The following is a 26,389-nucleotide window of genomic DNA, read 5'->3' as shown; positions in this document are numbered from 1 at the left end:
TCCCAACGCGAGTTGCAAGCGGTCCAGGCGCCCCTTCGGCGCACTTTTCGTCAGCGCGCTGGCAAAAATTACGGCGCGACGCGCTCGATCTGCCAGCCGTCGTCGGTGCGGACGTAGCGGAGCCGGTCGTGCATGCGGTCCTCGCGGCCCTGCCAGAACTCGACGACGTCGGGCCGGACGCGCCACCCGCCCCAGTGCGGCGGGAACGGGATGTTCTCGACGTCGGCGAACCGGCGCTCGATCCCGTGGAGGGCGTTCTCGAGGGCGCGGCGGCCGTCGACGACGCGGGATTGCGGCGACGCCCAGGCCCCGAGCTGCGAACCCCGCGGGCGGGACGCCCAGTACTCGGCGGTCTCGGCGACGTTGACCTTCTCCACCTCGCCGCGCACGTGGACCTGACGCTGCAGGGCGTACCACGGGAAGGTGACCGACGCGTAGCGCGTCGCGGTGAGGTCGTGGCTCTTGGTCGAGGTGTAGTTCGTGTAGAACACGACACCTCGCTCGTCGAGTCCCTTGCACAGCACGGTCCGGGAGGACGGCCTGCCTTCCGGGTCGGCGGTGGCGAGCACCATCGCGTTCGGTTCGGGGATCCCGGCGGAGACGGCCTGGTTCAGCCAGTCCTGCAGCTGGGCGGTCCATGTCTCCGCCAGCGCGGACTCGTCGAAGGCGGCCCCTTCGTAGGCCACCCTCATTCCGGGCAGGCGAACGACGGCGTCGTCAGCTCCGACAGCGCCAGCAGCGCCATCCTTGATCTCCGGCATCATCCGCCAAACCTCCGTACCCGATCGGGGCTACAACTTCGGCTTCGCCGCCGACGGTATTGCCTAGAAGGCGGCGGCGAAACCCACTGAACGGTGACACCCGCCACCCCTGCCCGATCATCTGTGTGTAGCCGCTGGACCGCAAGCCGTCACCTCCCCGTTACCCGGCCGGACCTGATCGATCAAGGTCGATCGTCGGTCACCCGAAGCCTTCACCTCGATTTCTTCCGTTCGCCCGTGAAATCGCGCCCGGCCGCACAAACGGTGGAAATCGCCTGGACAGACCGGGTCCGCGCGGATCGGCAAGGAATTGACGATCCGCCTTTCCCGCTTTTGTTTCGCTCAAGTTCCGGAACTTCGCGAACAATTCTTCCGGTTTTCACGTCGGGACCCGCGCCCGCCCGGGCCAATTCTGTCGATTGACAGAAATTACCGCCCGGAACATCTCCGTGAGCTGTGTCAGCGAAGGCGGCTCCAGACGCCAATTCGCGTCCCGAAACCGGCCTTCGCGTCTTCTGCCGCGCTGTCAGTTCGTGACAGTGAACTCGGCGCGGACGATCCAGCCCCAGCAGTCGTACGACGCCGTGTACCGCCCCGGCACCGTCCCCACCGGACCGTCGCCGCGCAACGCGACACCGATGCCGCCGGTGCCGCCGTCTCCCACCACCCGCAAGGGAATCGGCGCGGCGAGCCCGTCCGCGACGAGGGCCACCTGCGACGACGGCGTTCGGGCTCAGGACCGGACTGGACGGCCTGGTCGCGTTCGCCTGCCCCGCGCCGGTCAAGGTGGACAAGATCGCCGCCCCCGCGACACACGACGCGGCCGCACGAAGTTTCATCCTCTTCTCCCTCCGGAATTTTCATCCGCCACCTGATGGACGTACGGCGTCCGGCACGGCGTTGCCCACCATGCGAGAGTCCGCCCTTTGGGGCGAACGGCCGGATTTAGCAGAATGTGACAGCGAATCGTGCAAGAGCCGACGATCACACTAGGTAGACCTTGCGCCACTCGATAGGATCGCCGCCGAGAGCAACGGGGTGATCACCTCTATCCAGAGTGTTCAGAGGTTTTGGTGGGGGCGGCCGGGTGCGGCCGCATCATCCGCTATTGCCGGCCGGGCTTCCGTGAGGGAGTTCGACACCGGTCGATCAGTCCTGCGCTCGAACAGCCGGAACTTTCCACGCCCGAGTTACTCCCCTTCCCCAGGAGTGCGTTGTGATTTCCCGTTCCCGCCGTCTCGTGACGGCGTTGTTGTGCGTCCTTTCGCTGGCGGGCGTGACCGCCCTTTCGGCTTGTTCCGACAGCACGGCCGCTTCCGGCACCAAGGTCACGATCGGTTACAGCGCCTGGCCGGGCTGGTTCCCGTGGGCGGTGGCCCAGGAGAAGGGCCTCTTCGAGAAGAACGGCGTGAACGTCGACCTGAAGTGGTTCGACAGCTACACCGAGAGCATCAACGCCCTCTCCTCCGGCGCGATCGACGCGAACAGCCAGACCCTGAACGACACGCTCGCGTCGGTCAGCGGTGGCGCGAAGCTGTCGGTCGTGCTGGTCAACGACAACTCGACCGGCAACGACAAGGTCATCGCGCGCCAGGGGATCACCAGCGTCGCCGACCTCAAGGGCAAGAAGGTCGCCGTCGAGCAGGGCACGGTCGACCACTACCTGCTGCTGCTCGCGCTGCAGGAGGCGAAGCTGACCGAGAAGGACATCGAGCTGGTCCCGCTGCTGACCGACGCCGCCGCGGCCGCGTTCGTCGGCGAGCAGGTCGACGCCGTCGCCGCCTTCGCGCCCTTCACCACGAAGGCGCTCGAGCGCCCGGGCAGCCGCGCGATCGCGACGTCCGCCGAGTTCCCCGGCGCCATCCCCGACCACCTGGTCGTCTCCGAGCAGATGTCGAAGAAGCGCAAGAAGGAGGTCCAGGCGCTGGTGAACACCTGGTTCGAGACCATCGAGTGGATCAAGCAGAACCGGGACGAGGCCGTGCGGATCATGGCCAAACGCGGCGCGGTGTCGATCGAGGAGTACAAGACCTACGACGCGGGCACCACGATCTTCACCAAGCAGCAGAACCTCGACGCGTTCACCCCCGGCGTCACCCCCGCCCACCTCAACTTCCAGGCGGGCAAGATCGCCGAATTCATCGTCTCCAACGGCCTCGCCCAGAGCAGGCCGAACTTCGACGGGCTGTTCGACGACCAGTACGTGAAGGCGGTGAAGTGAGCGCCACGGACGCGTCGGGGCGGGCCGCTCAGCGGACGGACGCCGCGGACGAGGCCGAAGCGCGCCGCCTCGACGACGAACAGCGGCTCGCCGAGGCGCAGGAGGAGCGGCGCGGTACGCGACCGGACTGGTCGCCGCTGCCCCGCCGGGCAGGCCTCAAGCCGAACGCCTCGCCGCTGCTCTCGCTCCGGACGCCGATCCCCGCGCGCTGGCGGTGGGCGCTGGCGGTGGCCTCGTTCGTGATCCCGCTGCTGGTCTGGGTGACGCTCAACGCGCTGGGCACGATCAAGCCGATGTTCCTCCCGACGCCGGTCGCGGTGTTCGACGCGCTGCTGAAGATGATCGAGTCGGGCGAACTGTTCGGCGACCTCTGGGCCACCACCCAGCGGGTGCTGCTCGGGTTCGGGCTCGCGGTGCTCGTCTCGGTGCCGCTCGGCATCGTGATGGGGACGTTCGACGCGGGGCTGGCGCTGTTCGAGCCGGTCATCGCGATGCTGCGCTACCTGCCGGCGAGCGCGTTCATCCCGCTGCTGATGATCTGGCTCGGCCTCGGCGAACCGTCGAAGGTCGCCGTCCTGTTCCTCGGCACGGTCTTCTTCAACACGCTGATGACCGCCGACGCCGTCCGCGGGGTGCCGCGTTCCCTGATCGACGTGTCCTACACGCTCGGCGCGCGGCGCGGCGAGGTCCTGCGCAAGGTGATCGTCCCGCACGCGCTGCCCGGCATGATCGACGCGACCCGCGTCAACGCCGCGGCCGCGTGGAACTTCGTGGTGGTCGCCGAGCTGATCAACGCCACCGCCGGGCTCGGCCTGCGGATCATGCGGGCGCAGCGGTTCACCCAGACCGACCGGATCTTCGCGCTGCTGATCGTGATCGGCCTGCTCGGGCTGGTCATCGACATCGCCTTGCGGCTCCTGCGGGCCAGGGTCGGGAAGTGGGCGGCATGACGCTTCAGCTGAAGGCCGTCGCCAAGGACTACACGGTCCGCGGCAAGACCACCCGGGCGCTCGACGGGATCGACCTCGACGTCGCTCGCGGCGACTTCGTCTGCGTCGTCGGCGCGAGCGGGTCCGGCAAATCGACCCTGCTGTCGCTGATCGCGGGACTGACCGAACCGACCGACGGCCTGATCACCCTCGACGGTGACGCGGTGACCGGGCCCGGCCCGGAACGCGGGCTGGTGTTCCAGCACGGCGCGCTGTACCCGTGGCGCACCGTGGAGGGCAATGTCGCGTTCGGGCTCGAACTGCTGAGCCTCGACAAGGCCGAACGCGCGCGCCGCGTCGACTGGTATCTCGACGAGACCGGGCTCGATCACCTGCGGAAGTCGTTGCCCAAACAGCTTTCCGGCGGGCAGAAGCAGCGGGTCGCGATCGCGCGGGCGCTGGCGTGCGAACCCGACGTGCTGCTGCTGGACGAGCCTTTCGGCGCGCTGGACGTCCAGACCAAAGAGGACATGCAGGTCCTGATCCGCCGGATCTGGACCGACACGCACACCACCGTGCTGATGGTGACCCACGACGTCGAAGAGGCCGTGTTCCTCGGCCGCCGCGTCGTGGTGCTGGCCTCGGATCCGGGCCGGGTGGCCGCCGACATCGTGGTCGACCTGCCCGCCGAACGCGACCTCGCGGTCAAACGCGCGCCGGAGTTCGTCGCGCTGCGCGCGTCCATCGAAGACCTCGTCCGGGAACAGCACCGCGGACACCTCGGGCGGAGCCGGGGAGAAAGGTGACCATGAGGCACGGGAAGACCCGGCCCGAACGCGGGTCGCGGTCCGGATTGCTCGGCAGGCTCGGCATCCGGGGCAAGCTCAACCTGCTCCTGATGCTGCCGCTGACCGCCGTGGTCCTGGTGTCGGTGCCTTACGTCGCCGGGGAGATCGACGACGCCCGGTCCGCCCGCATCACCGCCGACGTCGCGTCGCAGGCCCGGGCGCTCGGCACGCTCGCCTGGGAACTGCAGCGGGAACGGCTGCTGACGGCGCACTACATCGCGTCTTCGTCGGCGAGCAGTTCGGCGATGCTGAAGCAGCAGACCGTCGTCGCGGACACGGTGAACCAGGTGCGTTCGCAGCTGAGCGCCGACGCGCCGGAAGAACTCGCGGCGGCGCTGGTGCGCATCGGATCGCTGAACGAGATCCGGGAGAACGCGCTCCGGCGCGGCGCCTCACTCGACAGCGTGGCGCGGACGTATCACGCGGTGATCGACGCGGTCATCAACTCGCTCCGCCTGGTTCCGCAGCAGACCAGTGACGCGGAAGGCACCCGGCAGCTGACCGCGCTCGACGCGCTGCTGCGCGCGAACGAGGAGAACTCGTTGCGCGGTATGGCGTTGATCATCGTGCTGGTCACCCCCGAATCGGGCACGCCGGTGCTGGCCGACGCGAAACAGCAGTCGTCGCTGTTCCTCGAACGGTTCGTGCAGCAGGCCGACGTCGCCCAGGCCACACAGGTCGTCGCGGTGGAGCAGGGCGAGACGGGCCGCCGGGTCGACGCGCTGGAAGCCAGGCTCCCGGAGGCCCGCGGCCCGCAGGCCGTGCAGAGCCTGCTGCCGGACATCCTCGGCGCCGTCGACGCCCAGTCGAACCAGCGGCGCCTCGCCCAGGACGCGGTCACCACCGGCATCACCTATGCCGCGACCGCGCGAGCCGACGCGGCGCAGAACCTGGCGTGGACGATCGGTATCGGCGCCGGGGTGCTGTTCCTGCTGGTCGGTGGTCTCGCGATCGCGGTCAGCCGGTCGATCGCGGATCCGCTGCGGAAGCTGACCACGGCGGCGACGTCGGTCGCGGACCTCGCGAGCACCGAACTGGTCCGCGTCACCGACACCGAGCAGGCCGAAGAACTCGCGCCGCGGCTCGCCACCATCGACGTGTCCTCACAGGACGAACTCGGCAAACTGGCCGAGGCGTTCAACCGGGTGCAGGCCACCGCGGCCGAACTGGTGGAACGGCAGGCCGTCACGCGGCGCAACGTCGGCCTCATGTTCGCCAACGTCGCGAAGCGCACGCAGAACCTGGTGGGCAGGCAGCTCGCGCTGGTCGACGAACTGGAGCGCAACGAGCAGGACGTCGCCCTGCTGGCCAGCCTCTACCGGCTCGACCATCTCTCCACCCGTCTGCGCCGGAACGCGGACAACCTCCTCGTCGTGTCGGGGAACCGTGACGAGGCAAGGATTTCCGGTCCGATCGAGCTGTCGACGGCGCTACGTTCGGCGCTCGCGGAGATCGAGGACTACCAGCGCGTGCGGCTCGGTTCGATGGGCGACGTCCTGTTGTCGTCGCCCTTCGGCTCCGATCTGGTGCTGATCTTCGCCGAGCTGCTGGAGAACGCCACGTCGTTCTCGCCGCCGGAGTCCTTTGTGGACGTCGGAACGAAGATCCTGCCCGACGGCTCCTGCCTGATCGTGATCGTGGACCAGGGCATCGGCATGACCGCGGAACGGCTCGCCGAGGAGAACCGGCGGCTGGTCGAACGCGAACGGCTCGAACTGGCGCCGACCAGTGTGCTCGGGCTGTTCGTGGTCGGACGGCTCGCGCGGCGGCACGGGCTCAAGGTCGAGCTGACCGAGACCGAACCGGGAGCGGGGATCACCGCGCGGCTCACCGTCCCGCCGAACCTGCTGACCTACCGGCCACCCACACCGAAGTCCGTTCCCGCGCCGCCGGTGTGGCCGACGGCGGAACCGAGTGAAGAGCCCGAGCCGCGGCAGAAGGCGACTCCGAGCGAGCCGCCGACGCTGGCGATCGCCGGGATGATCCCGCGCGACGGTCAGCGGCCCAGGGACTTCCGGTGGTTCCGCAAGACCGACGGGGAGATCGCCGAACCCGCGCCGGCTCCGGTGCCGGTGCCCGAACCTGCGCCCGTGTACCAGGCGCCCGCGCCGACGCTCACCGCCGCCGATCCCGGCGAGACTCGCGGCGGGCTGCGGCGGCGGGTCAAGGGCGCGCAGCTCCCCGGAGCCCCCGAAGCGCCTTCGCGGCAGAAGTCCAGGCATGATCCAGAAGCGGCCAAGGCGGCCTTCGACGGCTTCGAGGCCGGGCTCGCGAAGGCCACCGCGCCGCCGGCGGCCGCCCCGGCGCCGATGCCGACCCCGACACCGGTGCCCGCCGCCTCGCGCGGCGGTCTCACCAGAAGGGTCCCCGGCGCGCAACTGGCGCCGGGGCTCGCGAAAGGCCCGGCCGCGCGGCACCAGACCGCGCGGGCGGCGCTGAACACCACCAAGCCCAAGGGCATGCGTGACCCCGAGGCCGAGCGTGCCGCGTTCGACGCCTTCAGTGACGGGTTGGAGAAAGCCGTCAACCCGGAGATGCAACAGAGAGAGAAGAGCAAGAGATGACGACCGGAGTCAGCGTCGAAGCCCGGAACTTCAACTGGTTGGTGACGCGCTTCGCGCAGAACACGGCGAGCGCGATGGGCGCGATCGCCGTCTCGGCCGACGGCCTGCTGATCGCGATGTCGTCCGAGCTGGAGCGGGCCAACGCCGACCGGCTGGCCGCGATCTGCTCGGCGATGCTCGGCCTCGCGCACGGCGTCTCCGAGAGCCACCCGCTCGGCTCGCCCGACAAGATCATCATCGAGCTGGAACAGGGCTACCTCCTGGTCTGCACGATCAGCATCGGGTGCTCGCTCGGCGTGCTCGCCACCAAGCAGGCCAGCCTCGGCACGATCGCCTACGAGATGGCGATGTTCGCCAACCGCGCGACCGAGGTGCTCACCCCCGCGCTGATCGAGGAACTCAAGAAGAGCGTCGGCAGCTGAACTGACGAGGGGACAAGGGAATGAGCGACGACCAGGTACCTCAGCCACGGGGCGCCGAACAGGGCATCTCGCCGCTACGCCCGTATCTGCTCACCGCCGGCCGCGCGCAGCCGGTGGACGGCACGCTCGAAATCGAGGCTCAAGTGCTCACGAGCAGGCTCGGCGCGGCGTCGCACGCGAGGCTGACCTTCGAACGACGGGAGATCGTTTCCCTTTGCCGGGAAACGAAATCCGTCGCCGAAGTGGCGGCGATGCTCGGCCTGCACATCGGCGTGGCCAGGGTGCTCGTGGCGGATCTCGCCGCACTCGGCTACGTCGTGCTCCGTCGCCCCGCCGGAGCCTTCACCCAGGACCTCGGCATGATCGAAAGGGTCATTCGTGGACTCGAAGCAATTCGCTGAACCGGCGCCCGCCAAGCCGCCGACACCGGTCAAGATCGTCATCGCGGGCGGGTTCGGGGTCGGCAAGACGACCACCGTCGGCGCGATCTCCGAGATCAAACCGCTGACCACCGAGGCAGCCATGACCTCGGCGGGCGCGGCCGTCGACGGCTCCGGCGGGGAGGTGCCGTCGAAGACCACCACCACGGTGGCGCTGGACTTCGGCTGCATCACCATCGACGAAGAGGTGAAGCTGTACCTCTTCGGCACACCGGGACAGGACCGGTTCGGGTTCATGTGGCACGACCTGGTGCTGGGCGCGCTCGGCGCGCTCGTCATCGTCGACACCCGGCGGCTCGACGACTGCTATCCGGCCGTCGACTACTTCGAGAAGGCGGGATTGCCGTTCGTGGTCGGGGTGAACGTCTTCGACGGCTCGCTCAAGCACGACCTCGAAGACGTGCGCTGGGCCCTCGCGGTGGGCGAGGACGTCCCGCTGATCACCTTCGACGCACGAGCTCGGCTTTCGGTGCGTGACGCGCTGCTCGCCGTACTGCACAACACCTTCCGGCGGGCCTCGGCCGCGTCCTGACCCGATCGCGGACAAGAAGTGACAATTCACCCCTGAACGTCACACTCTCCTGTTATCCTCGATCGCATTCCCGCCCGTCCGGCCGCGGGAATGCGAAACGGGGTGGGTGCGATGTCCGGCGACTACATGAGCGGAAGCGAGTATTCGGCGACGCTCACGGCTGCGCTGAACAGCTATTGGCAGAGGCTGGAGAAGCGCTGGCTGCACGACGCCGGCCAGCTGCTGCGGGGTGGTTCGAGCCAGTTCCCCGGGGCGCCGGAGCCCGCTCGATGGCAGCCCCCGACCGACTCGTGGGGCCATCTGACGACCTGTCCGATCGTCCAGTGGGCGGTCAATGACGGCGCCGCGGCGAACCGGCCGCAGGCGGAGGCCTGTGACGGCTGGAGCGTGCGGGACGCGAAATACGTCGAGTGCCGCGCGCTCGACGTGTTCACCCAGGTCGCGGATTGGGCGTGGCGGAAACGGGAACAGCTGGCGACCGGCATCCCGGATCTCGCGGGCGGGCCGGAATTGTCGTCGCTCGAAGAGGCTTACAGCGCCTTCTCGTCCGTCGAGAAGAAGATGCGGGTCGGCAACGCGATGGGCGACCACGACTTGGACAACCTGATCGCGCTACTCGCGGGCAACAACAACGAGGCGGGCACCCGGGCTTGGATGACCGGCTGGATGGGGCTCGCGGCGAACAGCCTGCAGGACGGTTTCCTCGCGACGGTCCTCCCCACCCTCACCCATCAGGACATCCTCGTGAAGTGGCTCGGCAACAGCTACTCGTGCCGGGCCACGATCATCCACGCCGCCAGGAACAACATCCTGAACCTCATCGCGGAGGCCACCACCGCCCTCAACGAAGCCGCCCCCGCTCCGGCGGAACCCCCCAAGGAGAAGCTGGTACTGAGCGCCCTCAGCGACAAGTGGGAGTACGCCAAAACCGTCATCGGCGCCTTGGGCCGCACGGCTCCGGACGGTGTCGGCAACGCGCTGATCCTGCTCGAGTTCGCGATGAACATCACCGCTCGGCCGTTCAACTCGGACCTGCGGTTCCCGCGGCTGGACGCGTTCTTCACCCATGTGGACACCGGCGTCCGCGAACTCCACAGCGACCTGGACAAGGCCGAGAAGGATTACCACGACGCCATCAAGGCCATCGAGAACGAGATCGCCGGGGTCGACCGCATCGATCTCGAGCTCTACGACATGACGCAACCTCCGGCCAAAAGCGGAGCCAACCCGGGATCGGACGGAACCCAGCGCTACGCCGTGGACGTCACGGTCGTGCTGCAGCTCGCCGAGGCCTGCTACGGAGCGGCCGAGATCTACTCGGGCCTGCTCGGGGAACTCGCGAAAACCTCTTACGCCGACGGCCAGCTCGTCGGTCGCGGGGTCGTCCCCACCGAAGCCGACACCGCCCTGAAGCAATTACGGAACGACGTCGAGTCCTTCTTCCAGAAGACGACCGCGCGCTACCTGGCCGCGGGCGACCGCATCAAGGAAGCCGCCGAGAAGTACGCGCAGACCGACGCAGAGCAGAAGGAGCGGCTCCAGACGGCGATCGGCACGCTCGGCGATTGGGCCAAGGAAGAGCCGGGCAAGAAGCCCGAAGGCGAACGGCGGGACCGGATCGACCTCGACCCGGACAAGGAAGGCGCCCAGAACTGACGTTCAGGCGGGCCGGGTGATCGCGGCCAGCATCAGGGCACGGAGTTCGGCGGCCACGTCGGCGACCGGCAGCGGCGGGGTGTGCGCCTGCCACTCGCGCAGCAGACCGGTCGCCGCGCCGACGAGCGCGATCGCCGTCAGGCGGTAATCGCGATCCGGCGCCACCCCGTGCGCGGCGGCGTGCCGGGCCTCGGTTTCGATGAACGCGGCCCACCGGTCGACCCATTCCTGGTGCTGCGCCTCCAAAGCGGCACTCACGCCGACGGCCTCGACGTAGTTCAGCCTCGGCATCCGGGGATCCGACGTCACCGTGCTGACGAAGACGTCCAACAGCGTCCCGATCCGCGTGACCGCGTCGGCGTCCTCCAGACCCTCCAGGGTGCCGGTGACGTGCTCCAGCGCGAGCGCGTTGATGCGCTCGTGCAGGGTGAGCAGCACCTGCTCCTTGCCCTCGAACTCCTCGTAGAAGTTCCGCGTCGAGACGCCGGCGCGGGTGCACAACTCGGTGATCTTCGCTTGCCGGTAACCCGTCGAGGTGAACAGGTCCAGGGCAGCCGAGAGCAGGCGTTCACGCCGCTCGGCGCGCCGTTGCTCGGGCGCGACCCCGCCGTAGGTGCGGGCCACTCGTCCTCCCCCGATTCGGTAACAGGGATTGCCAGATGCTAGCAACAGCGCCTACATTGCGAAAATCTCGATTACCAAACTGGAGACGGCAATGACGCTTCGGACAGTTCTGGTCTCAGCTCTGGCAGCCACCCTGATCGGCGCGCCCGCCGCGCAAGCCGCGCCGAGCGCGCCCGGGGACCTGGTCGACTACAAGCAGGTCGTCGCCACCGCCCCGGCGAAGGCATGGAAACTCCACTACCGCTCCACCTCGGCGACGGGGCAGCCGAACAAGGTGTCGGGCATCCTGCTGGTCCCGCACACACCGTGGACGAAGGGCGCCCGCCCGCTGGTCAGCTACGCCGTGGGCACCCACGGCCTCGGCGACCGCTGCGCGCCGTCGACCCGGCTGACGAACGGGTCCGAGAACGAAGTCCTCCTGATGAGCCAAGCGCTTTCGCGCGGCTGGGCGGTCGTCGTGACCGACTACGAGGGTCTCGGCACCCCGGGCACGCACACCTACGCCGTCGGCCAGTCCGAAGGCCGGGCGGTCCTCGATGCCGCCCGCGCCGCCTCCCGAGTTCCCGAAGCGGGCCTGTCCAAGACCGGACCGGTCGGCGTTTTCGGTTACTCACAAGGAGGCCAGGCCGCGGCCTTCGCCGGTGAACTCCAGCCGTCCTATGCGCCCGATGTCAACCTGGTCGGCGTCGCGGAAGGCGGTGTCCCGGCGGATCTGAACGCGGTCCTGAAGTTCAACGACGGCGGGCCGGCGTTCGGCCTCGTACTCGGTGCCGCCGTCGGTTACGCGACCGCTTATCCGGAACTGCCGTTCAACGAGGTGCTCAACGCGAAGGGCGAGAGGGCCGTCGCGAAGGTCAAGGAAGCGTGCACCGTCGAGCTCGGCGCCGCGGCGCCTTTCGCCCGGCTCAACGACTTCACGACCGTGCCGAACGTTTCGTCGGACCCGCGCTGGCAAGCCCGGCTCGGCGAGAACCTGGCGGGCAAGACCAAACCCGGCGCGCCGGTCTTCCTGTACCACGCTTCCCTGGACGAGCTGATCCCGCTTTCGGTCGGCAAGGGCCTGCTCGACCGCTACCGCGCCCTCGGCGCCGACGTGACCTGGCAGGAGTTCCCGCTGCTGGAACACATCGGCGGCGTCTCGGCAGGCGGTCCGGTCGCGATGACCTGGCTGGGCACGAAGTTCTGACGGGGAGTCGGTCCGTGAAGGCCTCCTTCACTACCTTCAGGGTAGGGAAGGAGGCCTTCACGGACTTTCAGGGCTGTNCCTTCACTACCTTCAGGGTAGGGAAGGAGGCCTTCACGGACTTTCGAACACCCGGAGCGCGGTCACGGCGTCCGGGGCCAGCGAAGTCATGAGCGTTCCGCCCGCGGCCAAAGGCGTACGCGACCACCACTCACCCGAGGCGGCGCGCAGCACCGGTCCGCCCACGACCAGATCGGTCGCCAGTACCCGGCGCCCGGCCAGGTGCGCCAGGCTGGAGTCCAAAGGGGACTCTCCGATCTCCAGCGTCTGCCGCAGCACCGGTAATTCACCTCGCGTCACGTGCTGCGTGGTCACCAAAGAACCCGGCCGTTCACCCGCCCGCCCGAGCACCAGCACCTCGCGCGTGTGCAAGTAGGCCTCCGACGCCAACGAGGCCAGGAACACGGCGGTGTGCCGCGCGTGAGCGGTCACCACGGTCGGCTCCGGCAAGTACTCCAAAGACCCACCATCGTCCACGGCAACGTCCACAAGGGACGAACTCGCCTCACCGTGCGGTCCCGGCAACGCGATGGTCGCCGCGACACCGGAAAGCCGCAACGAAGCCCCGGCGCCGACGCGGATGGTCAGCTTCAGCTCGTCGCCACCCAAGGGCGAGGTCGCCGAGTTGACCAGGTGCACCACCGCCGTCGCACCGGTGCCCCGTTTGGGAAGCAGCGTGAGCGGCGCCATCGAGCGCAGCTCACGCAGTACGGTCCGGCCACCCTCGAAGCGGGCGGTCAGCCGCGCGTGCGCCTTCACCCCGTGCGGACCGGGAGCAGCGAGCGAACCCAGTCCGCCACCGCCGGCGCGTTCGGGGTGTCCACAAGGGACTGCGTGATCACCGGCAGCTCGCCCCGCATCCGGTGCGCGTCCGAGGTCATCACGTCCATGTCCGCGCCGACCAGATGCGCGATGTCGATCTTGTTGATCACCAGCAGATCCGCCGTCGTCACGCCCGGCCCGCCCTTGCGCGGCACCTTGTCGCCACCGGCGACGTCGACGACGAACACCTGGCTGTCGGCGAGTCCCCGGCTGAACACCGCGGTGAGGTTGTCCCCGCCGCTTTCGATGATCACCAGGTCCAGCCCCGGGAACCGCTCCTCCAGCCGTTCGACGGCGTCGAGGTTCGCGGTGATGTCGTCACGGATCGCGGTGTGCGGGCACGCGCCGGTCTGCACGGCCTCGATCCGCTCCGGGTCGAGCACCCCGGCCTTGCGCAGGAAGTCGGCGTCTTCGGTGGTGTAGATGTCGTTGGTGACGACGGCGAGGTTCACCTCGTCGCCGAGCGCCCGGCACAACGCCGCGGTGAGCGCGGTCTTCCCGCTCCCCACCGGCCCGCCGATCCCGATCCGGTACGCGCGCCCCGCGGTCGGCGCCTGCTCGTAGTGGTCGGGTTCCGCGGCGGTCGGGTCGAAGTTGACCGGATGCAGATGTCCGTGACCGTGACCATGCTCAGCTGGCAAAGAGACGCACCTCTTCCTTGTGATGCCGGGCGTGTGCCTCGGCGAACAGGTCGAGCGCCGGTGAACCCGGCGCCGGGAGATCGGCCGGATCGTCGCCCGCGACCTCGGCCGCGCGCAGGGAAACGTCCCGGAGCTCCTTCGCGAGACCGGCCACGACCGCGTTGACGGCGAACGGGTCGAGACCGAGCAGCCGCACGGCCGCGCTCGCGGGTCCGCTGATCGCGAGGTACGCCACCGCCATCGCGGCGTCGAAGGGCACCCCGATCAGCGCACCGGCCACCACCGGGTGATGCGGTCGCGGGGTTTCCTTCAACAGCCGCGAAAGGACCGGCGACGGCCACGCCACCTTGCCCGCCCTGGCAGTCCCGCGGCCTTGCGCGCGCGACGCCTCCCGCTGCGCGATCGACGGCGTCCTGGCGTCGAGCTCGATGTCGAGCCGCCGCCAGTGTCCACTCCGGACGTTCCGCGCCGCCGCGTGCGCCGACGCGGCGGCGAACACCGCGGCCAGCGAACCGGCCGTGCGCAAGCGCCCGGAGAGGAACCCCGGCAGGTCGCGCTCGTGCGTGATCAGTTTCCGGGTGACGGCCTCTTCGAGCCCGCCGGAATGGACGTGCCCGCCCCCGGGGAACCGGGAGTCGGCCAAAATGATCGCTGAAAGATCCATCAGAACAAGAAGTATCGTTGCGCCATGGGCAGTTCGGTCACCGGCCGAGGCTCGATCAGCTCGCCGTCGACGTGCACGGCGAAGCTGTCCGGCTCCACCCGGATGTCCGGCGTCGCGTCGTTGAGCACCATGTCGGCCTTGCCCCGCGAGCGCGTGTCCGAAATCGGCACGAGCTTCCGCGCGATGCCGAACCGTTCCGCCACCCCGCTTTCCAGCGCTTCCGGCGCCACGAAATGGAAGCCGCTCGCGGCGGCGACCACCGGGGCCGCGCCGAACATCGGCCGCGCCAGCACCGGCTGCGGTGTCGGGATGGACGCGTTCGCGTCACCCATCGCCGCCCACGCCGGGAAACCGCCCTTGAGCACCACATGCGGCCGGACACCGAAGAACTTCGGCTCCCACAGCACGAGATCCGCGAGTTTCCCGACCTCCACCGAGCCGATCTCGCGCTCCATGCCGTGCGCGATCGCGGGATTGATCGTGTATTTGGCGACATAGCGACGAGCCCGCAGGTTGTCGGCCGCGCCGTCGCCGGGCAGGGCGCCGCGCCGCCGTTTCATCACGTGCGCGGTCTGCCAGGTCCGGATGATCACCTCGCCGATGCGGCCCATCGCCTGAGAATCCGAGCTCATCATGGAGATCGCGCCGAGATCGTGCAGGACGTCCTCGGCCGCGATGGTCGTCGGCCGGATCCGGCTTTCGGCGAACGCCAGGTCCTCGGGCACCGACGGGTTCAGGTGGTGGCAGACGACGAGCATGTCCAGGTGCTCGTCGAGGGTGTTGGCGGTGTGCGGCCGGGTCGGGTTCGTCGACGACGGCAGGATATTGGGCAGCCCGGCGACCTGGATGATGTCCGGCGCGTGCCCGCCGCCCGCGCCTTCGGTGTGGTACGCGTTGATCGACCGGCCCCGGATCGCGTCCACTGTGGACTCCAGGAACCCGGCTTCGTTCAGCGTGTCGGTGTGGATCGCCACCTGGACACCGGATTCGTCGGCCACGGTCAGGCAGGCGTCGATCGCGGCCGGGGTGCTTCCCCAGTCTTCGTGCAGTTTGAACCCGCCCGCGCCGGCGGCGAGCTGTTCGCGCAGCGCCTCGTGCCGGACGGTGTTCCCCTTGCCCAGCAACAGGACGTTGACCGGCTGACCGTCCATCGCCTGCAGCATCCGGCCGAGGTTCCACGCGCCGGGCGTGACGGTGGTGGCCTTGCTGCCTTCGGCCGGGCCGGTCCCGCCGCCGACAAGGGTGGTGAGGCCGGACGCCAGCGCGGTCTCGGTCAGCTGCGGGCAGATGAAGTGGACGTGGCAGTCGATCCCGCCCGCGGTGAGGATCTTCCCGTTGCCGGACAGCACCTCCGTGGACGGGCCGACGACCAGCGCCGGGTCCACACCGTCCATGGTGTCCGGATTGCCCGCCTTGCCGATGCCGACGATCCGGCCGTCGCGGACACCGACGTCGGCCTTGACGATCCCCCAATGGTCGAGGATCACGGCGCCGGTGATGATCAGGTCAGGCGCGCCTTCGGCCCGGGTCGCCATCCCCTGGCCCATGGATTCGCGGATGACCTTGCCGCCGCCGAACAGCACTTCGTCGCCGCTGCCGGACGGACCCATACTGCGGTCTTCGGTGACTTCGATCAGCAGATCGGTGTCCGCGAGGCGGATCCGGTCACCGGTCGTCGGGCCGAACAGTTCGGCGTACCGCTCGCGATCGATCGACGGCATCAGGACTCCATCCGCAATCCGGGCACCGCGCGGTTCCCGGCCAGCGGGACGAGGTCGACTTCGCGTTCGACGCCCGGCTCGAACCGCACCGATGTCCCCGCGGGCACGTCGAGACGTTGTCCTCGCGCGGCTTCGCGATCGAATTCGAGCCCCGGATTCACCGCCGCGAAATGGTAGTGCGATCCGACCTGGACGGGCCGGTCGCCGAGGTTCCGCACGAGCAGCCGGACCCGCGGCCTGCCCGGGTTCAGCTCGACCGGCACCTCGCCGGTGATGATCTCCCCTGGTCGCACTCGCGGCCCTCCCTAACCGATCGGGTCGTGCACGGTGACGAGCTTCGTGCCGTCCGGAAAAGTGGCTTCGACCTGCACGGAATCGACCATCTCCGGTACCCCGTCCAGCACCTGCGCCCTGGAGAGCACCGAGCGGCCGCTCGCGACGAGTTCGCTCACCGTCCGGCCGTCACGGGCACCTTCGACGACGTGGTCGGTGATCAGCGCGACCGCTTCGGGGTAATTCAGCAGGACCCCGCGTTCCAGGCGTTTGCGCGCTACGTCCGCCGCGACGTGGATGAGCAGTTTGTCCCGCTCCTGGGGGCTCAGGTGCATGGGAAAGGTCTATCACCGGAAAGCGCCCGCCGCCGGTTCTCGAAACACAGGATTTACCTCGGCGTCAGGTACACGCAAAGTGAACGAAACCGTAACTCTTCGCGTACGAGGCCCGATTTCACTGAATCGTTCTCGTAATCGTGACCGAAAGCACCACATCTTTCGATTGCCCCGGGCCGCGACGTGGAGCAAAGTTTGTCCATCCGTGCGATGAGGCGCGCCTTCGCTGCGTGCATCCCGTCCACGCATGAAACACAAAGCCGGGGAATGCGCATCGAAAGGTTTCACCACAGTGAGTACCTCCACGATCAGCACCAAGCCGTCCGACCAGGTCGACGACGGTTTCCGACCGGGTCTCGAAGGTGTGGTCGCCTTCAAGACCGAAATCGCCGAGCCCGACCGTGACGGTGGCGCGCTGCGCTATCGAGGTGTCGACATCGAGGACCTCGCCGGCAAGGTGACCTTCGGCGACGTCTGGGGTCTTCTCGTCGACAGCCGCTTCGGCCACGGGCTACCGCCCGCCGAGCCGTTCCCGCTGCCGGTGCACACCGGTGACGTCCGCGTCGACGTCCAGGCCGCGCTGGCCATGCTCGCCCCCATCTGGGGCTACCGGCCGCTGCTCGACATCACCGACGACGAAGCGCGTGACCAGCTGGCCCGCGCCTCGGTGATGGCGCTTTCGTACGTCGCCCAGTCCGCTCGCGGCATCGGGCAGCCCGCCGTCCCGCAGACCCGGGTCGACGAGGCGAAGTCGATCACCGAGCGGTTCATGGTCCGCTGGCGCGGCGAGCCCGACCCGGCCCACGTCAAGGCCATCGACGCCTACTGGGTCTCGGCCGCCGAACACGGCCTCAACGCCTCCACCTTCACCGCCAGGGTCATCGCCTCGACCGGCGCCGACGTCGCCGCGGCGCTGTCCGGCGCGATCGGCGCCATGTCCGGCCCGCTGCACGGCGGCGCGCCGGCGCGGGTGCTGCCGATGATCGAAGAGGTCGAGAAGACCGGTGACGCGGTCGGCCTGGTCAAGGGCATCCTGGACCGCAAGGAACGGATGATGGGCTTCGGGCACCGCGTGTACCGCGCGGAGGACCCGCGGGCGCGCGTGCTGCGCCGGACCTGCCAGGAACTCGGCGCGTCGCGCTACGAGGCTGCCGCGGAGCTGGAGCAGGTGGCGCTGAAGGAGCTGCGCGAGCGGCGTCCGGACCACCCGATCGAGACCAACGTCGAGTTCTGGGCGGCCGTGATCCTGGACTTCGCCCAGGTGCCGCCGCACATGATGCCCGCGATGTTCAGCTCGGCGCGCACCGCCGGCTGGGCCGCGCACATCCTGGAGCAGAAGAAGACCGGGCGCCTGGTGCGGCCGTCGGCCAAGTACGTCGGGCCGGAGCCGCGGAGGCCGGAGGACGTCGAAGGCTGGGACCTGGTCGTCAAGCAGTCCTGACCCGCGTGCGATGAAGGGGCCTTTCATAGCGAATTTTGCTATGANAAGGGGCCTTTCATAGCGAATTTTGCTATGAAAGGCCCCTTCATCGCAGCTGCGGGACCGAAGAATCGTGGGCCGCGGTCGCCGACAGCATGGCCGTCAGCTGATCGACCAGCCAGCCGTCCAGCACCTCGCGCGGCACGGCCCGCTCCTGCAGCCAGCTCAACAGCGAGCCCTCCACCACCGCGGTCCAGCAGCGCAAGGTCAGCATGACCATCGGCGAGGGTTCCGGCACGCCCAGCGCGTCGAGGATGAGCTCGACCGCGCGGTTGCGGACCTCGTCGATCGCCGCGTCCGTCTCCGAGGTCGCGATCACCGAACCACTGCGCAACAGCGCGACATAACCCGCTCGGTAGTGATCGGCGACGTCGATCAGCCCGCGCACCGCGGCCCGCAGCCTGGTTTCGGGCGGGCCTTCCTCGAGTCCGGCAAGGCCGTCGATGAGCCCTTCGGTGACCGTCTTCAATGCCTCGACCTGCAGTTCCCGCAGGCTGGAGAAGTACCGGTAGAACAGCGGCCGCGAAACCTCGGCGCGGGCGATGATGTCGTCGACCGTGACGAGTTCGGGCGCGCGCGAACCGAACAGGTCCAGCGCGGCGCGGATCAGGTCCTCGCGGCGCGCTTCCGGCGACATCCGGCGAGGGCGTCTGGTCACGGGGTGACGTCCAGTTTCGCCGCGGCCCGCAGCAGTCCGGGGGTGAGCCGGGAGAGGACGAGCGCGGCCTTGGCCTCCGGCGTCGACGGCTGGATCGCCTTGTCCTTCTCGACCGCGCGCAGAATGTCGCGCGCGACCTTCTCCGGGCCGAAACCGCGTTTCGCGTACAGCTTGCTGCTCGACTTCTGGCGCCGCTTCTGCTCGATCTCGTCGACGCCGACGAAACGGGTGGTGCTGGTGATGTTCGTGTTCACGATGCCGGGGCAGATCGCGGTGACGCCGATGTTTTCGGCGGCGAGCTCGGCCCGCAGGCAGACGCTCAACGTCAGCACGGCGGATTTCGTGGTGGCGTAAGCGGACAGGATCTTCGACGGCAGATAAGCGGCGGCCGAGGCGACGTTGACGATCTGGCCGCCTTCCGCCCGCTCGCGCATCTGCTCGGCGAAGACGCGGCAGCCGTGGATGACGCCCCACAGGTTGACGTCGATGAGGCGTTCCCAGTCCTTGACCGTCGTGTCGAGGAACGGGCCGGACAGGCCGATCCCCGCGTTGTTGACGACGATGTCCGGGACCCCGAACTCCTCCTTGACCTGCTGGGCGAACTTCTCGACCGCCTCGGCGTCGGAAGAGTCCACTGTGTACTCGCCGACGGTGGCGCCCTTGTCCCGCAGGAGTTTCGCGGTATCCGCCGCGGCCGAGCCGTTGATGTCGGTGATGACCAGGTCGGCGCCCTTCTCCGCGAACGCGAGCGCGGTCGCGCGGCCGATCCCGCTGCCGGCGCCGGTGACCACGACTAGCTTGTGCGCGAAACCGTCCGACCGGGACCGCTTGAGCGCACGGCTCTCCTCGCCGCCTTCGACGTGGTCGATCAGCTCGGCCGTGGCGTCGGCGATCACCTGGGGCTTCTCGCGGACCACCCAGTGCGTTCCGACGATCCGGCGGATCCGGAGGTCCGGCGCCCAGCGCTCGATCTCGGTCTGCAACGGCGTGGTGACGAACTTGTCGCCGGTGGGCGCGAGCACCTGCACCGGGATCTCGGCCGGTCGCGGCCGTGGCCGGGAAAGGCGGGTGAACATGTTGGCGCGGTAGAGGTTGAGCCCGTACAGGCCGTCCGAAGTGGACGGCGTCGCGGCCGCGGGGTCCATCCGGCCGATGAGCGCGCCCATCGCGCCGGTGCGCCAGAGCACCTGCGGGATCAGCGGGATCTGGAAGCCGAGGATGTAGGTCGAATGCGCCCACTGGACGAGCGCGTTCTTGAGCCGTTTCGGGTTCGGGCGCAGCTGCGCGCGGAACCACGCGCCCGCGTGGTCGAGGCTCGGGCCGGAGATCGACGTGAAGGACGCCAGCCGTCCGCGCAGCCGTTCCCCGGTGACCGAATGCCAGGTCTGGATGGAGCCCCAGTCGTGCGCGAGCAGGTGGACCTTGCCGTCGGGCTGGACCTCGTCGACGACCGCGGCCAGGTCATCGGACAGCTGGTCCAGTTTGTAGGACCCGCGTCCTGAAGGCTTGTCCGAACGGCCCGCGCCGCGGACGTCGTAGACGACGACCCGGTAGCGGCGTTCCAGCAGGGCGGCGATGCCGTCCCACATGGAGCCGTTGTCCGGGTAGCCGTGAACGAGCACCACCGTGGGCGCGTCGTCGACGCCGGTCACCCGGACCGAGAGGCGGACACCGTCGCTGGCCGTCACCCACTTATGAGACATGATGTCATGTTAGACAACTTGTCAATAAGGCCGCTTTCTCAGTACCGCGCGACCGATGCTCCACAAGGTGTCGATCACGAGGACGAAGGTCCAGATCCGGCCGACGTTCAACAGCCAGTGACCACTCGAGTTCCAGTACCAGCCGGCTTCGTGCGCTTCACCGGACAAGGCTTCGACCGGCCAGCTGTAGCCGGCGAACGCCAGCGCCGTCTGCGCGACGACGTAGACCCCGACATGAACCGCCCAGTTCCGGAGCGGGTTCGTGCGCTTGTTCGGCTCCTCCGTCACCGATTCGGCCGCTTGCGGACTCTCCTCGACCGTGCAGGTGACCGGACTTTCCTTTTGTGACACCGTTTTTCGTGGTTCCACGGGAAACTCCGCAACTCCGACACGCCGTACGGCACCACGAACCACGAAGGATCCGAAGAGCAGGAGCGTCGCCGCGCCGAAGCAGGCGACACGCCATCCCGCGTCTGAACCGTAGAGCTGACCCGCCACGAAGGTGCCGATCGTCGCTCCGAGTAGCGTCGCGCTCTCGTAGATCCCCATCGCGCGGCCCAGGCTGAGCCCGGCCGCCTCGGCGACCACCGCCTGCTCCACCGGGATGGCGGCCGCGAACGCCGCCGCGGACAGCACCCACATGATCGCGAGCACCGCCGGGCTCGGCGCGAAGGACAACCCCGCGGCGAAGACCGCGCTCGCCATCATCGCCAGCGCGAGCACCCGCGTCCGGCCGGCCTTGCGGACGAAACCGTGCAGGTAGTCCGGCAGCAGGCTGTACACGATGAAGCCGGGGATGAACACCGCGGCGATTTCGCCGAGCTGCAGCTGGTGCCCGCGTTGCAGATGCATCAGGAGCAACAGGGCGACCCCGGCCTCGGCCATCGCGGTCAACGCGACGAGCGCGAGCATCGGCCGCATCCGCTTGCCCAGTTGCAGCAGCCGCGGCGCGCCTTCTTCGCGCACGGGCGCGGACTTCGCGTTCAGCAGGACCACCGCTGCCACCGCGCAGGCCGCCGCGCCGAGCCAGAACACGCCCCGGTAGTCGATCCACGCGATGGCGCTCAGCGCGACCACGAACGCGATCCACGTTCCGCCGCCCTCGGCCGCGAACAACTTGCCGAACGCGCCGTCGTCCCTCGCGAGCCCCTCCCCCACACGGGCCCGCAACGCGACCCAGAACAGCGCGCCGCCCGCGCCGCCGAGAACCGCGGCCAGATAGGCGACCCCGATGCCCGGCGCCACCGCGTAGACCACAAAGGACAGTCCATAGAGGACCGCCCCGGCGGCCGCGATCCGGCCCCGGTCGAACCGGTCCGCGAGCGCGCCCGCGATCGGCCGGACCACGAACGACACCAGCGTCTCCAGCGCCGTCAGCGCCCCGACCTCGGGGGCCGACGCGCCGAGCTGACTCCCCACCCACAACGGCAGAAGGAAATCGAGAACCTCCGCCGGCCCCTTGGTCAGCGCGGCGGCGAGCTGATTCTCCTCCGACCGTCGCTTCTGTGCGACTTCGTCCACCCCAGAACCCCCTGTTCGGATACGACTGTATTCTAAAATGCGTTGGCCAGGCAAGGCGACCCACCTGACCTAGTCGGCGAGCAGAGGGGAGGATTCGGTCGTGCCGAAGATCGTGGACCGCGCCGAACGGCGCCGCGAGATCGCCGGCGCCCTCCTGCGCATCGTCGCGCGTGAAGGCGTCGAGGCCGTGAGCGTGCGCTCGGTCGCCATGGAAGCCGGGGTGTCCGCGGGCGCGGTACAGAAGTACTTCTCCACCAAGGAAGACCTGTTCCGCTTCGCCCTCGACATGACGAGCGAGTTCCTGGAACAGCGCTGGAACACCCTCGATCAGTCCGGCAACCTGCTGGACCTGCTGCTACGCCTGCTGATCGAGGCGATGCCACTCGACGAGCAGCGCCGCGCGGAGGTGATCGTCATCAACGCCTTCACCGCCCGCGCCGCCGTCCGGCCGTCCTGGGCCGAGTTCATCCGCACGGGTTACGACGAACTCGCGGAGATGATGGCCCAGTACCTCTCGAAAGCGCAGTCGGCGGGCCATGTCCGCGACGACCTCGCGGCCTCCGACCTGGCCGACGCCGTCCTCGCCCTCTCGGACGGCTTCGCGAACCGGATGCTCACCTCGGCCGACCCGGCCGCCCTCCTAGCCTCCCTGGAAGCCTCCGTGCGCACGCTCCTGACTCCCCGCATTTAGTCCTCTGAATGCGGTAGTTGCGTGTGCAAGGACCGCATTCAGAGGACTAAATGCGGGAGGGCGGTNTCTGAATGCGGTAGTTGCGTGTGCAAGGACCGCATTCAGAGGACTAAATGCGGGAGGGCGGTGACACCGGTGTCCATCGATCGGTTGACAGCCAGGTTCAGTCCTGCGGATGTCCCGGGACCCCGGTCCCGCACAGCACGATCGAGGTATGAAAACGGCAGTGAGAGTGCGCGGTCTGCGCAAGGAGTACCCGGGCCACACGGCCGTCGGAGGGATCGACCTCGACATCGAGCAGGGCGAGGTCTTCGCACTCCTCGGCCCCAACGGGGCGGGCAAGACGACGACGGTCGAGATCCTGGAGGGGCACCGCGGGCGGACGTCGGGCGAGGTCGACGTGCTCGGCGAGGATCCCGGCACCGCGGGCCGGGCTTGGCGGGCGAGGCTGGGGATCGTGTTGCAGACGGCCAACGACGCCGCCGAGCTCACGGTCGCCGAGACGGTCCGGCATTTCTCCCGCTACTACCCGTATCCCCGTGACACCGAAGAAGTGATCGAGCAGGTCGGACTGACCGAGAAGGCGGGCGCCCGCGTCAAGAGCCTTTCCGGCGGGCAAAGGCGCCGTGTGGATGTCGCGCTCGGGATCATCGGCAGGCCCGAGCTGGTATTCCTCGACGAGCCCACGACGGGGTTCGATCCGGCGGCCCGGCGCCAGTTCTGGGAGCTGATCAGGAGTCTCGCCCGCGAAGGCACCACGATCCTGCTCACCACCCACTATCTGGACGAGGCCGAGGCGCTGGCCGGCCGCGTCGCGGTCATCACCCGCGGAGAGATCGTCGCCGAGGGGACGCCGCGGACGCTCGGTGGCCGCGCGACCGCGGAGGCCACCGTCCGCTGGGCCGACGAGCGCGGCAGCCATCAGGAGCGCACCCACTTCCCGGCCAAGCTGATCCGCGAGCTCTCCTCCGACGGCCGCGAGCCGTCGGAGCTGACCGTCCACCGCCCCACCCTCGAAGAGACCTACCTCGACCTGATCGGAGAAGCCCGATGAGCACGCTGGCCCTCCCGGGCACCTTCTCGCTCGGCCTCGTCAGAGGCGCCGCGGAGATCAAACAGTTCTTCCGCATCCGGGAGCAGGTGATCTTCACCTTCGCGTTCCCGTCACTGCTGATGATCCTGCTCGGCTCGATGCTGAACTCCTCGATGCCCGGCATGGTGATCACCACCGGTCAGGTGCTGGCCGCGGGCATGATCGGCTCCGGCATCGTCTCGACTTCCTTCACCAACATCGGGATCAACCTCGCGTCCGATCGCGAGCTCGGCGCGCTGAAACGGTTGCGCGGCACGCCGATGCCCGCCACGTCCTACTTCGTCGGCAAGATCATCCTCGTCGGCTTCACCAGCATCGCGCAGGTGGTGCTGATGTCGATCGTGGGCAGCCTGCTGTTCGACCTGGAACTGCCGAGCGACCCGGCGAAACTGCTGACCGCGCTGTGGGTCTTCCTCCTCGGCATCACCAGCTGCACGTTGCTGGGGATCGCGCTCGGATCCGTCACCAGGACGGTCAGCGGCGCGGTCGCGGTGACCAACCTGATCTACATCGCGCTGCAGTTCATCTCCGGGGTGTTCGTCACGCCGATCACCGCGCTGCCGGGGGTTATGGTCGACATCGCTTCGTTCTTTCCGGTGAAGTGGATCTGCCAGGGCTTCCGCTCGGTGTTCCTGCCGTCCGAAGCCGCGACCCAGGAAATGGCGGGGACATGGGAACTTCCGATGGTGGCGCTGGTGCTGACGGCCTGGTGCGCCGCGGGGCTGCTGCTGGCGAAGCTGACGTTCCGCTGGTCGAACGAAGGCAAGTGAACGCCTGGGAGCGGTTCTACTGGCTCTGGGAGGTCCTGTTCGGGGTCACCTTCGTCGCGACGACGGCCTTGGTGCTCCTCGAAGACGGTGCGACGACGGGCAAAACGGTCGCGCTCCTGTGCCTGACAGCGCTCGGCGCGACCTACCTGATCCGGGGACGCCGCCTCATCAAAGGCCCGGACTACGACCACACACCGTGGTTGTTCGCCGGGGTGATGATGCTCTTCACGACGGGTGCCATTTTCGCCGCGGGCAACTCGAGCTTCATCCTCTTCCTCGCCTGCCCCGTGCTGTACATGACGATGCCGACGAAGGCCGCGTCGATCCTCACCACGGCGGCGGTGCTGTCGAGCCCGGTGTCCCTGCTCGTCCGGGGCGGGCTCGGCGAACAGCCGGTCCTGCTGCCGATGACGGCGATCCTGATCATCTTCAGCCTCCTCGCCGGCCGCTACACCACCCAGATCATCGAGCAGAGCAAAGGCCGGGCCGCACTGATCGACCAGCTTGAAGCCAGCCAGGCGGAGGTTGCCCGGCTCTCGCGCGAGGCGGGGACGGCCGCCGAACGCGAGCGCATGGCCCGCGAGATCCACGACACGCTCGCGCAGGGGTTCACCAGCATCGTCACGCTCGCCCAGGCGATCGAGTCCGAAATGGACACTGACCCGACAGCCGCCCGCCGTCACCTGGAGCTCGCCGCCCGGACGGCGCGGGAGAACCTGGCGGAGGCGCGGGCGATGGTCGCGGCGCAGGGGCCATCGGCGCTCGCCGCCGCTTCACTGGAGGAAGCGCTGCGCCGTCAGGTGGAACGGCTGACCGAGGAGACCGGGATCGAGGCGTCGGTCGACGTCGACGGCCCGCTGCCCGCGCTCCCGATGGCCACCGAAGTCGTCCTGCTGCGAGGCGCGCAGGAGGCGCTGAGCAACATCCGCAAGCACTCACACGCCACCGCGGTCTCGCTACGCCTGTCCGTTGTGGACGGACAAGTCCGGCTCACCGTGACCGACGACGGCACCGGATTCGATCCCGCCGCGCCCACCGGTGGCTTCGGCCTGGCGGGGATGCGGGCGCGCACCGATCAGGTCGGTGGCATCGTGACACTCGAGAGCGAACCCGGTGCGGGGACGACGCTGGAACTGGAGGTGCCCGCGTGATCACGATCATGCTGGTCGACGATCACCCCGTGGTGCGGGAAGGCCTGCGCGGCATGCTGGAGGCCGAGCCGGATCTGAGCGTCGTCGGGGAAGCGGGTTCCGGCGACGAGGCCGTCGCGCTGAGCCGGGTCAAGCAGCCGGACGTGATCCTGATGGATCTGCGGATGCCCGGTCTCGACGGCGTCGGCGCGACGCGGAAGATCCTCGCCGACCGGCCGGGCCAGCGGGTCGTCGTGCTCACCACCTACGAGACGGACGCGGACATCCTGCGCGCTGTCGAAGCGGGTGCCTCCGGGTATCTGCTGAAGGACGCTTCGCGCGCGGAGCTCGCCAGTGCGATCCGTGCGGCGTCACGCGGCGAGACGGTGTTGGCGCCTTCGGTGGCCGGGAAGCTGGTGAACCGGGTACGCAACCCGACGACGTCGCCGCTGTCGGCGCGCGAGATCGAAGTACTCCGGCTGGTGGCGCGGGGAAGCACGAACGCCGACATCGGCAGGGCGCTCCACATCAGCGAGGCGACCGTCAAGACCCACCTGCTGCGCGTGTTCGGCAAACTGGACGTTTCGGACCGCACGGCCGCGGTGACCACCGCTATGCGACTGGGCCTGCTCGGGTAGCAGAATGCG

At 68.8% G+C, this 26,389-nt stretch carries 27 protein-coding genes; 15 read left to right on the top strand and 12 right to left on the bottom strand.

Annotated elements, in window-relative coordinates; genetic code table 11:
- Window positions 1-68: 68 nt before the first annotated feature.
- Complete coding sequence (pdxH, locus tag LCL61_RS10280) at window positions 69-764, bottom strand: pyridoxamine 5'-phosphate oxidase (protein ID WP_340686627.1); 696 nt, start codon at window positions 762-764, stop codon at window positions 69-71.
- Between the two features lie 523 nt (window positions 765-1,287).
- Window positions 1,288-1,473 (bottom strand): hypothetical protein, encoded by a 186-nt coding sequence (locus LCL61_RS10275; RefSeq protein WP_340686626.1) that lies wholly within the window; start codon window positions 1,471-1,473, stop codon window positions 1,288-1,290.
- 504 nt (window positions 1,474-1,977) lie between these two features.
- On the opposite strand from LCL61_RS10275, the gene LCL61_RS10270 reads away from it, so the two are divergent.
- From LCL61_RS10270 to LCL61_RS10235, 8 genes are all read left to right on the top strand, one after another.
- The gene (locus tag LCL61_RS10270; RefSeq protein WP_340686625.1) at window positions 1,978-2,982 is read left to right on the top strand and encodes an ABC transporter substrate-binding protein; all 1,005 of its coding nucleotides are present in this window, start codon (window positions 1,978-1,980) and stop codon (window positions 2,980-2,982) included.
- Window positions 2,979-3,932 (top strand): ABC transporter permease, encoded by a 954-nt coding sequence (locus LCL61_RS10265; protein ID WP_340686624.1) that lies wholly within the window; start codon window positions 2,979-2,981, stop codon window positions 3,930-3,932. The genes LCL61_RS10270 and LCL61_RS10265 overlap by 4 nt, the downstream gene beginning before the upstream one ends.
- On the top strand, window positions 3,929-4,717 hold the full coding sequence (locus LCL61_RS10260) for an ABC transporter ATP-binding protein (RefSeq protein WP_340686623.1): 789 nt from the start codon (window positions 3,929-3,931) through the stop codon (window positions 4,715-4,717). Before LCL61_RS10265 ends, LCL61_RS10260 begins: the two co-directional genes overlap by 4 nt.
- A 2-nt stretch (window positions 4,718-4,719) precedes the next feature.
- Window positions 4,720-7,323, top strand: coding sequence for a sensor histidine kinase (locus LCL61_RS10255; protein WP_340686622.1), 2,604 nt, complete (start codon window positions 4,720-4,722; stop codon window positions 7,321-7,323).
- On the top strand, window positions 7,320-7,745 hold the full coding sequence (locus tag LCL61_RS10250) for a roadblock/LC7 domain-containing protein (protein ID WP_005156032.1): 426 nt from the start codon (window positions 7,320-7,322) through the stop codon (window positions 7,743-7,745). The genes LCL61_RS10255 and LCL61_RS10250 overlap by 4 nt, the downstream gene beginning before the upstream one ends.
- A gap of 20 nt (window positions 7,746-7,765) precedes the next feature.
- The gene (locus LCL61_RS10245) at window positions 7,766-8,146 is read left to right on the top strand and encodes a DUF742 domain-containing protein (RefSeq protein ID WP_034308529.1); all 381 of its coding nucleotides are present in this window, start codon (window positions 7,766-7,768) and stop codon (window positions 8,144-8,146) included.
- On the top strand, window positions 8,124-8,717 hold the full coding sequence (locus LCL61_RS10240) for a GTP-binding protein (RefSeq protein WP_340686621.1): 594 nt from the start codon (window positions 8,124-8,126) through the stop codon (window positions 8,715-8,717). The genes LCL61_RS10245 and LCL61_RS10240 overlap by 23 nt, the downstream gene beginning before the upstream one ends.
- Window positions 8,718-8,828: 111 nt before the next feature.
- The gene (locus tag LCL61_RS10235; RefSeq protein ID WP_340686620.1) at window positions 8,829-10,373 is read left to right on the top strand and encodes a hypothetical protein; all 1,545 of its coding nucleotides are present in this window, start codon (window positions 8,829-8,831) and stop codon (window positions 10,371-10,373) included.
- A 3-nt stretch (window positions 10,374-10,376) separates the two neighbouring features.
- Here the strand turns inward: LCL61_RS10235 and LCL61_RS10230 are convergent, their stop codons facing one another.
- Window positions 10,377-10,997 (bottom strand): TetR/AcrR family transcriptional regulator, encoded by a 621-nt coding sequence (locus tag LCL61_RS10230; protein ID WP_340686619.1) that lies wholly within the window; start codon window positions 10,995-10,997, stop codon window positions 10,377-10,379.
- Between the two features lie 91 nt (window positions 10,998-11,088).
- Here LCL61_RS10230 and LCL61_RS10225 point away from each other — a divergent pair, with 91 nt between their 5' ends.
- Entirely contained in the window at window positions 11,089-12,183 is a 1,095-nt protein-coding gene (locus tag LCL61_RS10225; protein WP_340686618.1) for a lipase family protein, read from the top strand.
- Between the two features lie 111 nt (window positions 12,184-12,294).
- Here the strand turns inward: LCL61_RS10225 and LCL61_RS10220 are convergent, their stop codons facing one another.
- The 6 genes from LCL61_RS10220 to LCL61_RS10195 are packed head-to-tail and all read right to left on the bottom strand — an operon-like array spanning window position 12,295 to window position 16,696.
- Window positions 12,295-12,999 carry an urease accessory protein UreD gene (locus LCL61_RS10220; protein WP_340686617.1) on the bottom strand — a complete coding sequence of 235 codons (705 nt, stop codon included), beginning with the start codon at window positions 12,997-12,999 and terminating at the stop codon, window positions 12,295-12,297.
- A complete protein-coding gene (gene ureG / locus LCL61_RS10215) occupies window positions 12,996-13,703 on the bottom strand; it encodes an urease accessory protein UreG (RefSeq protein WP_340686616.1) in 708 nt (235 codons plus the stop codon). Before ureG ends, LCL61_RS10220 begins: the two co-directional genes overlap by 4 nt.
- Window positions 13,693-14,367: an urease accessory protein UreF gene (locus LCL61_RS10210; protein WP_340686615.1), complete on the bottom strand. Its 675-nt coding sequence runs from the start codon at window positions 14,365-14,367 to the stop codon at window positions 13,693-13,695. The genes ureG and LCL61_RS10210 overlap by 11 nt, the downstream gene beginning before the upstream one ends.
- Window positions 14,367-16,088: an urease subunit alpha gene (locus LCL61_RS10205; RefSeq protein WP_340686614.1), complete on the bottom strand. Its 1,722-nt coding sequence runs from the start codon at window positions 16,086-16,088 to the stop codon at window positions 14,367-14,369. The genes LCL61_RS10210 and LCL61_RS10205 overlap by 1 nt, the downstream gene beginning before the upstream one ends.
- Entirely contained in the window at window positions 16,088-16,381 is a 294-nt protein-coding gene (locus tag LCL61_RS10200; protein ID WP_340686613.1) for an urease subunit beta, read from the bottom strand. Before LCL61_RS10200 ends, LCL61_RS10205 begins: the two co-directional genes overlap by 1 nt.
- 12 nt (window positions 16,382-16,393) lie before the next feature.
- Entirely contained in the window at window positions 16,394-16,696 is a 303-nt protein-coding gene (locus LCL61_RS10195) for an urease subunit gamma (RefSeq protein WP_340686612.1), read from the bottom strand.
- Window positions 16,697-16,988: 292 nt separating this feature from the next.
- On the opposite strand from LCL61_RS10195, the gene LCL61_RS10190 reads away from it, so the two are divergent.
- On the top strand, window positions 16,989-18,137 hold the full coding sequence (locus LCL61_RS10190) for a citrate synthase 2 (protein WP_340686611.1): 1,149 nt from the start codon (window positions 16,989-16,991) through the stop codon (window positions 18,135-18,137).
- 85 nt (window positions 18,138-18,222) lie between these two features.
- Here the strand turns inward: LCL61_RS10190 and LCL61_RS10185 are convergent, their stop codons facing one another.
- Genes LCL61_RS10185 through LCL61_RS10175 form a run of 3 tightly spaced genes read right to left on the bottom strand, consistent with a single transcriptional unit; the run spans window position 18,223 to window position 22,058 of the window.
- Entirely contained in the window at window positions 18,223-18,813 is a 591-nt protein-coding gene (locus tag LCL61_RS10185) for a TetR/AcrR family transcriptional regulator (RefSeq protein ID WP_340688541.1), read from the bottom strand.
- A 17-nt stretch (window positions 18,814-18,830) separates the two neighbouring features.
- Window positions 18,831-20,522, bottom strand: a complete 1,692-nt coding sequence (locus LCL61_RS10180) for an SDR family oxidoreductase (RefSeq protein WP_340688540.1) — start codon at window positions 20,520-20,522, stop codon at window positions 18,831-18,833.
- Between the two features lie 36 nt (window positions 20,523-20,558).
- On the bottom strand, window positions 20,559-22,058 hold the full coding sequence (locus tag LCL61_RS10175; RefSeq protein ID WP_340686610.1) for an MFS transporter: 1,500 nt from the start codon (window positions 22,056-22,058) through the stop codon (window positions 20,559-20,561).
- Window positions 22,059-22,158: 100 nt separating this feature from the next.
- On the opposite strand from LCL61_RS10175, the gene LCL61_RS10170 reads away from it, so the two are divergent.
- From LCL61_RS10170 to LCL61_RS10150, 5 genes are all read left to right on the top strand, one after another.
- The gene (locus tag LCL61_RS10170) at window positions 22,159-22,749 is read left to right on the top strand and encodes a TetR/AcrR family transcriptional regulator (protein WP_340686609.1); all 591 of its coding nucleotides are present in this window, start codon (window positions 22,159-22,161) and stop codon (window positions 22,747-22,749) included.
- Window positions 22,750-22,975: 226 nt separating this feature from the next.
- Window positions 22,976-23,803, top strand: coding sequence for an ABC transporter ATP-binding protein (locus tag LCL61_RS10165; RefSeq protein ID WP_425342039.1), 828 nt, complete (start codon window positions 22,976-22,978; stop codon window positions 23,801-23,803).
- Window positions 23,800-24,612 (top strand): ABC transporter permease, encoded by an 813-nt coding sequence (locus LCL61_RS10160; protein ID WP_340686607.1) that lies wholly within the window; start codon window positions 23,800-23,802, stop codon window positions 24,610-24,612. The genes LCL61_RS10165 and LCL61_RS10160 overlap by 4 nt, the downstream gene beginning before the upstream one ends.
- On the top strand, window positions 24,609-25,763 hold the full coding sequence (locus LCL61_RS10155; protein WP_340686606.1) for a sensor histidine kinase: 1,155 nt from the start codon (window positions 24,609-24,611) through the stop codon (window positions 25,761-25,763). The genes LCL61_RS10160 and LCL61_RS10155 overlap by 4 nt, the downstream gene beginning before the upstream one ends.
- The gene (locus LCL61_RS10150; protein WP_340686605.1) at window positions 25,760-26,380 is read left to right on the top strand and encodes a response regulator transcription factor; all 621 of its coding nucleotides are present in this window, start codon (window positions 25,760-25,762) and stop codon (window positions 26,378-26,380) included. Before LCL61_RS10155 ends, LCL61_RS10150 begins: the two co-directional genes overlap by 4 nt.
- Window positions 26,381-26,389 lie beyond the last annotated feature (9 nt).

The organism is Amycolatopsis coloradensis, from assembly GCF_037997115.1.
Lineage (GTDB): Bacteria > Actinomycetota > Actinomycetes > Mycobacteriales > Pseudonocardiaceae > Amycolatopsis > Amycolatopsis coloradensis_A.
Note: the sequence above shows the minus strand (reverse complement) of the source record. Positions and strands in the feature narration are given on the sequence as shown.

Excerpts from the sequence above, each read along its gene's own strand:
- LCL61_RS10225 (WP_340686618.1), top strand. The coding sequence starts at position 11,089 with ATGACGCTTCGGACAGTTCTGGTCTCAGCTCTGGCAGCCACCCTGATC.
- LCL61_RS10205 (WP_340686614.1), bottom strand. The coding sequence starts at position 16,088 with ATGCCGTCGATCGATCGCGAGCGGTACGCCGAACTGTTCGGCCCGACG.
- LCL61_RS10195 (WP_340686612.1), bottom strand. The coding sequence starts at position 16,696 with ATGCACCTGAGCCCCCAGGAGCGGGACAAACTGCTCATCCACGTCGCG.
- LCL61_RS10210 (WP_340686615.1), bottom strand. The coding sequence starts at position 14,367 with ATGGATCTTTCAGCGATCATTTTGGCCGACTCCCGGTTCCCCGGGGGC.
- LCL61_RS10245 (WP_034308529.1), top strand. The coding sequence starts at position 7,766 with ATGAGCGACGACCAGGTACCTCAGCCACGGGGCGCCGAACAGGGCATC.
- LCL61_RS10160 (WP_340686607.1), top strand. The coding sequence starts at position 23,800 with ATGAGCACGCTGGCCCTCCCGGGCACCTTCTCGCTCGGCCTCGTCAGA.
- LCL61_RS10235 (WP_340686620.1), top strand. The coding sequence starts at position 8,829 with ATGTCCGGCGACTACATGAGCGGAAGCGAGTATTCGGCGACGCTCACG.
- pdxH (WP_340686627.1), bottom strand. The coding sequence starts at position 764 with ATGATGCCGGAGATCAAGGATGGCGCTGCTGGCGCTGTCGGAGCTGAC.
- LCL61_RS10255 (WP_340686622.1), top strand. The coding sequence starts at position 4,720 with ATGAGGCACGGGAAGACCCGGCCCGAACGCGGGTCGCGGTCCGGATTG.
- LCL61_RS10185 (WP_340688541.1), bottom strand. The coding sequence starts at position 18,813 with ATGTCGCCGGAAGCGCGCCGCGAGGACCTGATCCGCGCCGCGCTGGAC.
- LCL61_RS10250 (WP_005156032.1), top strand. The coding sequence starts at position 7,320 with ATGACGACCGGAGTCAGCGTCGAAGCCCGGAACTTCAACTGGTTGGTG.
- LCL61_RS10260 (WP_340686623.1), top strand. The coding sequence starts at position 3,929 with ATGACGCTTCAGCTGAAGGCCGTCGCCAAGGACTACACGGTCCGCGGC.